At 31.0% G+C, this 10,261-nt stretch carries 9 protein-coding genes; 5 read left to right on the forward strand and 4 right to left on the reverse strand.

Features of this window, described 5'->3' with window-relative positions:
- The 4 genes from GBO31_RS22970 to GBO31_RS22985 form a co-directional block, all read right to left on the reverse strand.
- Positions 1–422, reverse strand: a 422-nt coding sequence (locus tag GBO31_RS22970) for a hypothetical protein (protein ID WP_219010950.1), incomplete at its 3' end; no start/stop codon positions are given.
- A 471-nt stretch (positions 423–893) separates the two neighbouring features.
- A complete protein-coding gene (locus tag GBO31_RS22975; protein WP_219010951.1) occupies positions 894–1,841 on the reverse strand; it encodes a GYDIA family GHMP kinase in 948 nt (315 codons plus the stop codon).
- A 96-nt stretch (positions 1,842–1,937) separates the two neighbouring features.
- Complete coding sequence (locus tag GBO31_RS22980) at positions 1,938–2,594, reverse strand: ATP-binding cassette domain-containing protein (RefSeq protein ID WP_219010952.1); 657 nt, start codon at positions 2,592–2,594, stop codon at positions 1,938–1,940.
- A gap of 445 nt (positions 2,595–3,039) precedes the next feature.
- A complete protein-coding gene (locus GBO31_RS22985) occupies positions 3,040–4,356 on the reverse strand; it encodes a hydroxymethylglutaryl-CoA reductase, degradative (protein WP_219010953.1) in 1,317 nt (438 codons plus the stop codon).
- A 248-nt stretch (positions 4,357–4,604) separates the two neighbouring features.
- Between GBO31_RS22985 and GBO31_RS22990 the strand changes: the two genes are divergently transcribed.
- The 5 genes from GBO31_RS22990 to GBO31_RS23010 form a co-directional block, all read left to right on the forward strand.
- Positions 4,605–6,773 (forward strand): S9 family peptidase, encoded by a 2,169-nt coding sequence (locus GBO31_RS22990; protein ID WP_219010954.1) that lies wholly within the window; start codon positions 4,605–4,607, stop codon positions 6,771–6,773.
- Between the two features lie 42 nt (positions 6,774–6,815).
- Positions 6,816–8,405: a peptide MFS transporter gene (locus GBO31_RS22995; protein WP_219010955.1), complete on the forward strand. Its 1,590-nt coding sequence runs from the start codon at positions 6,816–6,818 to the stop codon at positions 8,403–8,405.
- A gap of 97 nt (positions 8,406–8,502) precedes the next feature.
- On the forward strand, positions 8,503–9,042 hold the full coding sequence (locus GBO31_RS23000; RefSeq protein ID WP_219010956.1) for a thioredoxin family protein: 540 nt from the start codon (positions 8,503–8,505) through the stop codon (positions 9,040–9,042).
- A gap of 283 nt (positions 9,043–9,325) precedes the next feature.
- Entirely contained in the window at positions 9,326–9,664 is a 339-nt protein-coding gene (locus tag GBO31_RS23005) for a hypothetical protein (protein ID WP_219010958.1), read from the forward strand.
- Positions 9,665–9,908: 244 nt separating this feature from the next.
- A partial coding sequence (locus GBO31_RS23010) for a serine hydrolase (RefSeq protein ID WP_219010959.1) occupies positions 9,909–10,261 on the forward strand: 353 nt, incomplete at its 3' end.

The raw sequence follows: 10,261 nt of genomic DNA on the forward strand, positions 1-10,261 counted from the left end.
CCGCCATAGCCACCATCTTGTAAACTGGAAGTATAATCAAGTTCGTAAATAGTAGATCCACTATCAATTCTTACCGATTGAGGGCTTAGATTTGTTACAAAACTATCTTCATCCTGTATATCAACTCTTAATTCTGGATTAGAAGTTCCTGAAACTTTAATGTAGACCTTAATACTGCTTGATATATTGATGGAAGTTTCGGTGCCTGAATTATGCAAGGTGTACACAATTGGGTCAAAACCTCCAGCAGTGCCATCTCCTTCAATAATTAAATTTCCTCCAGATAAAGAGGAAGAATAGGAATTAGAGGATTCTACTGTTAAAATACCTTGGTCAAAATTATCACTATAAATGACCTGACTTTTAACAAATGAAACTACCAACAATACAAATAGGGTAGTAAGCAAATTTCTTTTTTTCATTGGGACAATTTTTTAATTTTTTTTTAAGCAATGATTTAATTAATCATATAGCGCATCTTAATACTATTGTAATGAGCGAAAATTAAATTATTATCAAATCGTCCTAAAATTTAAGCTTAAAAAATCACTAAAAAATTACTTAAATTTTAAGTAATTTTTTTTCGTAATAATTATTTCAGATTGACGATTAATTTACCTTCTAAATTAGGCTCATCTCTATGTTTACGTAGAACTCAAAGTTAAAGAAGAGGGATATTATTACCTTTATATTGATATCTTAACATTTTATGTACATCTGTATTTACCAAATGATTTTGGGCTAAAAACCCCTTGAAGAGCTAATTTACGTATGGTTTGTAATAAAATGTTTTTGATAATAAAATGAATTTTTTAAAGATATTTTATATAAGTAAAGACTATACGATCAAGGAATAAAATAGGTAGGATGCATTTTTATTCTAAACAAATACCTTATAAAATCATTTCTTCATAAGGAATAATTGTATGATATCCTTTGTTTTTGAAATATTGTATATCATCTATGCTTCCAGTAACTAATATAAAATCACCTCCCCAACCTCCAAGGCTTTTTATACTTCCTGAATAATTAGAAAACAAAGTAGATTTCACTGTTGGTGTCTTAATGATTTTTGATATTGTTGTCTCGTGTAGATCTATTAATTCATTAAATCGGTTTAATGAGTTGCAGCTAATTATCTTATCCGTAATTTCTGTTATGATTGATGCGGCTTTGTCAAAATCTTTAAGAGGCAAGGATTGATAATGTTTAATAGATTCTTTGCTGTTTTGTTTTTTATTTAGGTATATGAAAAATAAAGAATCCTTAAATACTGGATTAAAATCTATTTCTTTGACGAAAGGATTTACCTCCTTTCGAGTGTATAAAATAGGAGAGGAGTGTTTTGCACTAGCGATATCATATCCACTACCACCAAAACTTTTCTGTAATAAAACAAATGCATCTATAGCTGCCCATTGAGCTATGTTATTAATAAGGGTTGAAGAAGACCCTAAACCCCATGCTCGATCAAATTCTAGTTTGGTTTCAATGGAATACCCCTGACTATCTGATAAAAAATTTGGATTTATTTCCTTCGCGGTTTTTAAAATTTTTAGAAGGGTTTCGGAAATGCCGAATCCTTCTTTATCTATTACCATTGAATTAGAAGTGCTAGTACTGGTATTTGCATCTTGAAGAGGAAGTTCAAAAGTAGTTTCAAACCAAATATTATTGTTTACATCGATACTTTTCCATATGATACTACTAGAATTATTTTCTTTTACTTCTAGCCATTGTCCTTTTTTTGTAGGTAGTGCTAAAGCAGTGACTCCGTCCAGAACCAGATATTCTGAGGTTAGAAGAAGCTTGCCGTGGCTATAAAATGATTTTTTTWACATCTGCAGCTAAATTGGTCATTGGCAAATGTACTTTTTTAAGGAGTTTTATGAAATCACAATGAAATAAATATAGTATCTATTTATAAATTTTGATATTTACTGTAGATGACTTAAATATCCATAGTCAATGAGTTGATTTGGATCTTTTATAAGAATAGAAGTATTGTTTTTAAATAAATATAGATCATCCGAAACATCAAGGATATGATGATACATATGATCTGTGATCAAAATAATTTTATTTTCCTTTTCTTTTTGTATGAGTTTTGTAAATAATTCTACATACAATGGCGTAATGTTAGAAAAAGGCTCATCTAATAATACAATTTCTCCTGGACTCATAAGCATAAGGTAGGTTTCTATGATTCTTTTTTCACCACCAGAAAGATCATATATTTGAGGATTTTGATATTTCTGAAACGTTTCAAAAGTCCTCACGAAATCTTTCCAGGAAAGATCAAATAAAGTAAATACCCTTTTAAGAGGTATGTCTTTGGGAATGGTGTCTACCTGTGATAAGTACTTAACTTTTTTTGATAGATATAACGGTTTGCTTTGATGTTTGCCATTGATTCTAACTAATTTGTTTTGCGGTTTAAGATGTCCGAAAACTATTTTTAACAGACTACTTTTTCCTGACCCATTTCTTCCTAATATTCCGGTAACTTTTCCTTTTTCTGCTTTAATATAAATTCCATTGAGAATAAACTTGTCTCCATAGGATAATTCTATGTTGTCAATTTCTAGAACCATGAAATAAAATATTGAAATGTATAAAAAGTGATGATGGAAATCACGCAATCAGCTAGAAATCCGAATATAAAAAGATGTATATTATGTAACCCTAAATTTTCGTAAAACAAAAACCGATCCGTATACGAAACCTCTATATTGGTGTAGGACACAAATTTATGCCAAACTTTTAGTCCTAAGAAGTATAAGAATTTAATTAATAGAATGAATGATAGTGCTGTATTGTTATTTTTAAATAATATCAATAGTGTTGCTAGGGTTAGCACTATGAATTGTTTTCTATAGAAAAATAATAAGAGATATAGTTTGGTTGGCATAACTGAAATTCCAAAATCTAACCATTTAAATAGTAGCTATAAATGTTTGTATCATCACTTGATAACATTAATACTTATTATAAGGACGATCGTTTTTTTATGTTATGACAATTTTTAAGTTTTCTTATTTAACTTCTAAGTCTTTCAATTTGTTCCACTACTTCACTATGAGTTACCGTATTGGTTTTGAAATACTCAACCAATTGCTCTTTTTCATCCGTAGTTGCATTAAACTGATTTAGGATATTCATTAAATGCATTTTCATATGACCTTGCTGAATTCCAGTGGTTATTAATGAGTTGATAGCTCCAAAGTTTTGGGCTAATCCTGCTACTGCAGTGATCATCATTAATTGTTTAGCATTTGGTTTTCCAAGTAAATTTAATGCTAATTTTACTAAAGGATGTAGCGAAGTTAATCCACCAACAGTGCCCAATGCTAATGGGATTTGTATTGAAAAATGAAAAATATCATCTTCAATTTTGGCGTCGGTAAGACTGGTATATTTACCATTCCTTGAGGCATAAGCATGTGCTCCAGCTTCAATAGCTCTAAAATCATTTCCAGTAGCTAAAACCACCGCATCAATTCCATTCATGATACCTTTATTATGGGTAACAGCTCGATAGGGTTCTATTTTAGCAATTTCTACAGCTCTAACAAATTTATGAGCATAGTCTTTCGGAGATAATCCTTCAACATTTGGTAAATTTTCAATTGAGCAAGAAACAGAAGCTTTTACGATACATTCTGGAACATAATTAGAAAGGATACTCATAATAATTTCAATATCCTTTTCATTTTCTGAAAACCCTTCGTATGAGGTAGCTCTTTTTGTTAGAAAATCTGCAAATTGTTCTAAACAAGAATTGATAAAATTGGCACCCATTGCATCCGCTGTTCCAAAAGTACAATGTAATTGGTAATAATTTTCTATTTCAGAAGTCTTGTCTCTTAGTTCAATATCAATAATTCCTCCACCACGTTTTTCCATATTTTTAGTAATATGGGAAGCTGATGCTATAAGATCCGATTTAATGGTTTTGAAAAACTGCTGTAATTTTGAATTTTGCCCAGAAAAGGAAAAATGTACTTGTCCAACCTTAGTTGTGGATAATACTTCAGCATGAAATCCACCTTTATTTTGCCAAAACTTAGCAGCTTTACTTGCGGCAGCAACAACTGAACTTTCTTCAATTGCCATAGGAATGGTAAAACGTTCACCATTGATTAAAAAATTGGGAGCTACCGAAAATGGTAAATAGTAATTCGAAATTGTATTCTCAGTAAATTCATCATGCAATTGCTGAAGTTTTTCATCAGAATTCCAATACGTTTTGAGTATTTCAATCGTCTTTTGGTCATTGTTAAAATGATGTTCAACTAACCAATTTATTTTATCCGATTTGGAAAGCTTTGAAAAGCCAGAAACCACAGGAGCCATATTGTATTTTTATGATCAGGCTGCAAAGATACTATTCTGTTTGGTATCAATCGATCTTTAAGAATCCTTATAATGTTTTTTATAACTGTTCTAAGCTAAAATATGTTTTCAATTCTTGAGAATTAATTGATGATCTGCTAATAAATATTCTATTATCGAACATGAATTTATTGTATTTAACGTCAATTGTTGTATTTTTCACGGATTTTTTAGTATTCTTGACGTTAACAATTTTTACAAAATATAGTATGAAGATTACCCAATTGTTTTTTGGAATAATATTTATAAGTCTTACTACAGTTGCACAGGATAAGGCTTTTACACTTGAAGAAATATGGGGAGGAGCTTTTAGAACAGAACGATTACAATCTTTGCACTCCATGAATAATGGTAAAGAATATTCTGTTTTAGAAAGTGATAGAACGAATGGTACTACATCTATTGAAGTATACGATTACGCCACAGGAGAGAAAGCAAATACAATTATCAAATCTTCTAATATAGATGATCTTCAGTTTTTCCAGAGCTATGAATTTAGTAAAGATGAAAAAAGAATATTGTTAGCAAGTGAGTTAGAACAGATTTATCGTCGATCTTCAAGAGGGATCTATCATATTTTTGATGTTCCTTCCAATAGTAGTTTTAAAATTAGCAATAACAAGATTCAATCACCAGCTTTATCACCTGATGGGAATAAGTTGGCATATGTGATGGATAACAATATTTATGTTTTAAATTTTGTTTCAGGAGAGGAAATTCAACTTACAGATGATGGAAAGAAAAATGAGATCATCAATGGAATTACTGATTGGGTATATGAAGAAGAATTTGCTTTCGTAAGAGCTTTTGATTGGAGTGCAGATAGTAATAAGGTAGCCTTTATTCGATTCGATGAAAAAGAAGTTCCCGAATTTTCAATGGATGTATACGGCTCAGCTTTATATCAAAAGCAAGATGTGTTTAAATATCCAAAAGCTGGAGAAAAAAATGCCAAAGTGTCCTTACACATTGCTGATTTAGGAAGTATGTCCCTAGACAAAATTAACCTTGGAGATTATAAAGATTTCTACATTCCAAGAATTAAATGGTCCACAAATCCGGATATTTTGAGTGTTCAAGTATTAAATAGACATCAAAATAATCTGGATTTAATTTTTGTAGATGCCAAAACCAAAACTCCCAAAATAGTTTTAAATGAAAAAGATGAAGCTTATGTGGATATCACGGATAACCTTACTTTTTTAGAGGATAATAGTTTTATCTGGACAAGTGAGAAAGATGGTTTTAATCATATTTACCATTATAAAGAAACTGGAGAACTAATTAATCAAGTTACTAAAGGTTCATGGGAGGTTACTGATTACTATGGATATGATTCTAAGAATAAAACTATTTTCTATCAAAGTGTGGAGAATAATAATATTAATAGAGATATCTATTCCATTGGATTAGATGGTAACAACAAAACAAGATTAAGCAAGAAAGAGGGAACTAATGATGCTGATTTTAGTGCAGATTACAGTCAGTACATCAATTATTTTTCAAATGCGGAAACTCCCTTTGAATTTACCTTGAATAATGCTTCTAATGGAGATGTTATAAGAGAAATTAAAAATAACCAGGGTGTAAAAGATAAATTAGCAGAGTATGACGTAAGGCCAAAGGAATTTTCTACAATAGAAATTAATGGTGAGACTTTGAACATGTGGACGATTAAGCCTAAGGATTTTGATTCCAAAAAGAAATATCCTGTACTCATGTATCAATATTCTGGACCAGGATCACAATCTGTAAGTAATTCTTGGAATAGAAGTAATGATTATTGGTATATGATGTTGGCACAGCAAGGGTATATGATTGTTTGCGTGGATGGAAGAGGAACAGGATTTAAAGGAGCTAAGTTTAAAAAGGTTACTCAAAATGATTTAGGAAATTTAGAAGTTCAAGACCAAATTGCGGTTGCTAAACAATTAGGAACATTGCCATATGTAGATGCATCTAGGATAGGAATTTGGGGATGGAGTTATGGAGGTTTTATGTCCAGTAATTGTTTATTCAAAGCTCCAGATACATTTAAAATGGCGATTGCTGTTGCACCAGTGACCAGTTGGAGATTTTATGATACCATTTATACGGAACGATATTTGATGACTCCACAGGAGAATGCAAAAGGATATGATGATAACTCTCCAATTAATTTTGTGGATGGTTTAAAAGGTAAATTTTTATTAGTGCACGGAAGTGCAGATGATAATGTTCATGTTCAAAATACGATGCGTTTGATCGAAGCATTGGTGCAGAAAAATAAAGATTTTGAATGGGCCATTTATCCAGATAAGAATCACGGTATTTATGGAGGTAATACGAGATTACACTTGTATAACAAGATGACCAATTTTATTAAAGCGAACTTATAATAACTAAACAACTTATAAATTTTACTAACTTAATAATACAATATGGAATTTAAATTTGGAGGTTCAGAGATAAACCAAAGAACCGTTTTAGGACATCCTTCAGGGCTTTTTGTACTCTTCTTTACTGAGATGTGGGAGCGTTTTTCTTATTATGGAATGCGAGCTTTACTTGTTTTATTTCTTGTAGCTTCTATCGTAGATGGAGGTTGGGGATGGGAGCGAGATAGTGCTCTATTGCTTTACGGATGGTATACGGGATTGGTTTACATCACTCCAATTTTAGGAGGTTTGATTGCTGATAAAATTACAGGTTATAGAAATGCTGTTATTTTAGGAGCTTTACTAATGACTTTAGGGCATGCCTCTATGGCACTAGAAGTTACAGCAGATGCATTCTTTTATGCAGGATTAGGACTTTTAATCATTGGTAATGGGCTTTTTAAACCGAATATTTCTTCTATGGTTGGTCAGTTGTATAAAACACAAGGAAAAGAAAAAGATGCAGGATATACTATCTTTTATATGGGGATTAATGCTGGAGCATTTTTAGGAATATTATTATGTGGATACATTGGTGAGAAAGTTGGATGGCATTATGGCTTTGGTCTTGCTGGAATCTTTATGTTGGTTGGGATGTTGCAGTTTTATTTTGCACAAGGGATATTTGCAAATATTGGTATTTCTCCTAAGAAAAGAGAAGAGTTAGATGATGTTATTGAAGATTCAATAGAAGATGCGCAAGATGCAATTGAAGATGTTATTGAGGAATCTAAAGAGTCAAAGGTAACAAGAGATCGATTAATTGTGATCGGAGTTTTTTCTTTCTTTGTTATATTTTTCTGGTGGGCTTTTGAGCAAGCTGGGGGCTCAATGACCATATTTGCTTCAGACTACACAGATAGAGTATTGGAAGGTAATGGTGCTATGATCTTTAAAATATCTAATGCAGTATTAACAGTAGTTCCTATGTTAATTATTACTTGGGTATTAATGCTGTTATTTAAACAGACATTTGGAAAATATTCATTGTCTAATATTTTATTAGGAGTTGGATTTGCAATCATTTGGGGTATCGTAATTTGGATGTTACAGAGAGAGTTTGTAGCGGATTCTGCTGATGTTCCTGCTTCTTGGTTTGGTATTTTAAATTCATTCTTTATTATAGCATTTGCGCCTCTATTTTCTAAAATTTGGCAGAGTAAATATAACCCTACTGGACCTGTAAAGTTTGCAATTGGGTTGATACTTTTAGGATTAGGTTTTGGAATATTGGCATTTGGTTCTATGGGAATTCCACTAGGAGCTAAAACAGCTTCTGTAAGTATGGTTTTCCTAATATTGGCATATTTATTTCATACTTTAGGAGAATTATGTATTTCTCCTGTAGGATTATCATATGTAAGTAAGTTAGCTCCTGTGAAGTTTGTTGGTTTGATGTTTGGTATATGGTTCGTAGCTAATTTTATTGCTAACACTATGGCTGGTGTAACAGGAAGTTTTATAGATCCGATTGTTGAAGAATATGGGATGAGTGTATTCTTCTTAATGTTTACAGTAATTCCTGCTGGAGCGGGAGTTATTATGTTGATTCTTAATAAGACATTATTGAGAATGATGCACGGTATTCGTTAATACTAAAATACAGCTTTACCCGTTTACCCAAAACGGGTGAAGTTTTAATAAGGAATAGTTTTTGTTCCGACTAATATGTAAAACAAATTTTGAACGTATGAAAAACCTACTTTTTCTAATTGGATGTATGTTCATTTTATCTACCCAAGCACAGGAGATTAAATGGATGTCGATGAATGAAGCTTTGGAAGCCCAGAAAAAAACTCCGAAGAAAATCTTTATGGATGTATATACAGATTGGTGTGGGCCATGTAAATTGCTGGATAAGAAAACCTTTCATAATAAAGATGTGGTAGACTATGTAAATGCTAATTATTATGCTGTAAAGTTCAATGGAGAAGGAACAGAGGAGATACGATATAATGATTTTACATATACCAATCCTAATCACAATCCTGATAGAAAAGGAAGAAATAGTCAACACTTTTTTGCAAATGCGTTGAAGATTAGTGGATATCCAAGTATTGTATTCTTTGATGAAACCGGGAAATTAATAGCACCTGTTGTTGGGTATAAAACACCAAAACAATTAGAGATCTATTTAAAAATGATCTATAATGATGATTATAAAAAACTAACTAGTGCAGATGCTTGGCAAAAATATGAGCAATCATTCGTGAGTACCTTCAGTAACTAAGTTAGATGTTTAGATATAGAAATGCCCATTTGCCTATTTGGTAAATGGGCATTTTTTATGAAAAAAAGGCATATCCTTCAAAATTTAAAGGCAAAACGATTATTGGAATTATTCCAAATTTTGTATCTTTGTTATGGAATAATTCCAAATTATATAGATTCGTTAAACTTCATTAAAAGAATCTTAAATACACAATTTATGGAGTGTATTTTGTTAGTATAAACATATACTCTAAAATTCAAATATGCATAACATCAATACCTATTAATAATAAAGGTACTATATGAGTGGTATTAAGTATGAAATACAAAACAGAAAGCTTAGGTCCTATAAGCATACATTTGATTATAACTTTTGTAAACAAAAGTATAATGAATATGCACATATGGATTTAGACAAGTTTAAGGCATGCTTGAAGAAACCAGAAAAAATTGGTGAAATTGGGCATTTGTGTAGCTTTATTTTGTGGGTAAAAAATAAAGACCAGGATGAGTATCGTGATTGTCTGGGTGATTATGGATTAATTCACTTACTTTTTCATTGTCTCGAGAATGAACATAATATTGAAATCCATGCAGAATATATTCACATGCTTTTTAAAGAAGATATTAAATTAGTATAGTTAAGAATTTGTGTTTTTTTTAAAAAGAAAGTATTCTCTTACAAATAGGTTGGTAAAAATTGTCTGTTAACGCTAAAAAGTGTTAAAATTGACAAAAAAGTGTATTTCAGCGATGATATTTGCATATAATCGTTATATTTGGGCGAAATTAAAATATTTAATAAACCAAATCGTTACTAGAATTAGTAGAAATCATTCCCCATTTTTTTGATTTTTATTATTCTAAATTAGAGCTTAACCTATTATGAAAAAACGTTTCTTCATTGCCCCCTCAATGTTGTTGTTAATCGCATTGCTTTTTCCACTTGTTTCTGCTAATAAAATTGAAACATCAAAACTACCAATACAACCCAAACCTAAGCAAGCATCATTAGATTTTTTTAAAAATCCAATTTCTGATAAACAAAGAGATTTATTAGCTAAGGCTGTGCAACAATATTTTAAAAAAGCATTAAAGCAAAATAAAATAGTGGGTGCAGCTGTAGGGATTGTAAAGTGTGATTCGGTTATTTATTTAGAAGGTTTTGGGAATAAAAATGCTTCTTTAAATGATAAGATCGACAAAGAAACTATTTTTAGAATTGGTTCTGTTTCTAA

Origin of the sequence: Aquimarina litoralis (genome assembly GCF_019295435.1) — a bacterium.
Taxonomy (GTDB): domain Bacteria; phylum Bacteroidota; class Bacteroidia; order Flavobacteriales; family Flavobacteriaceae; genus Aquimarina; species Aquimarina litoralis_A.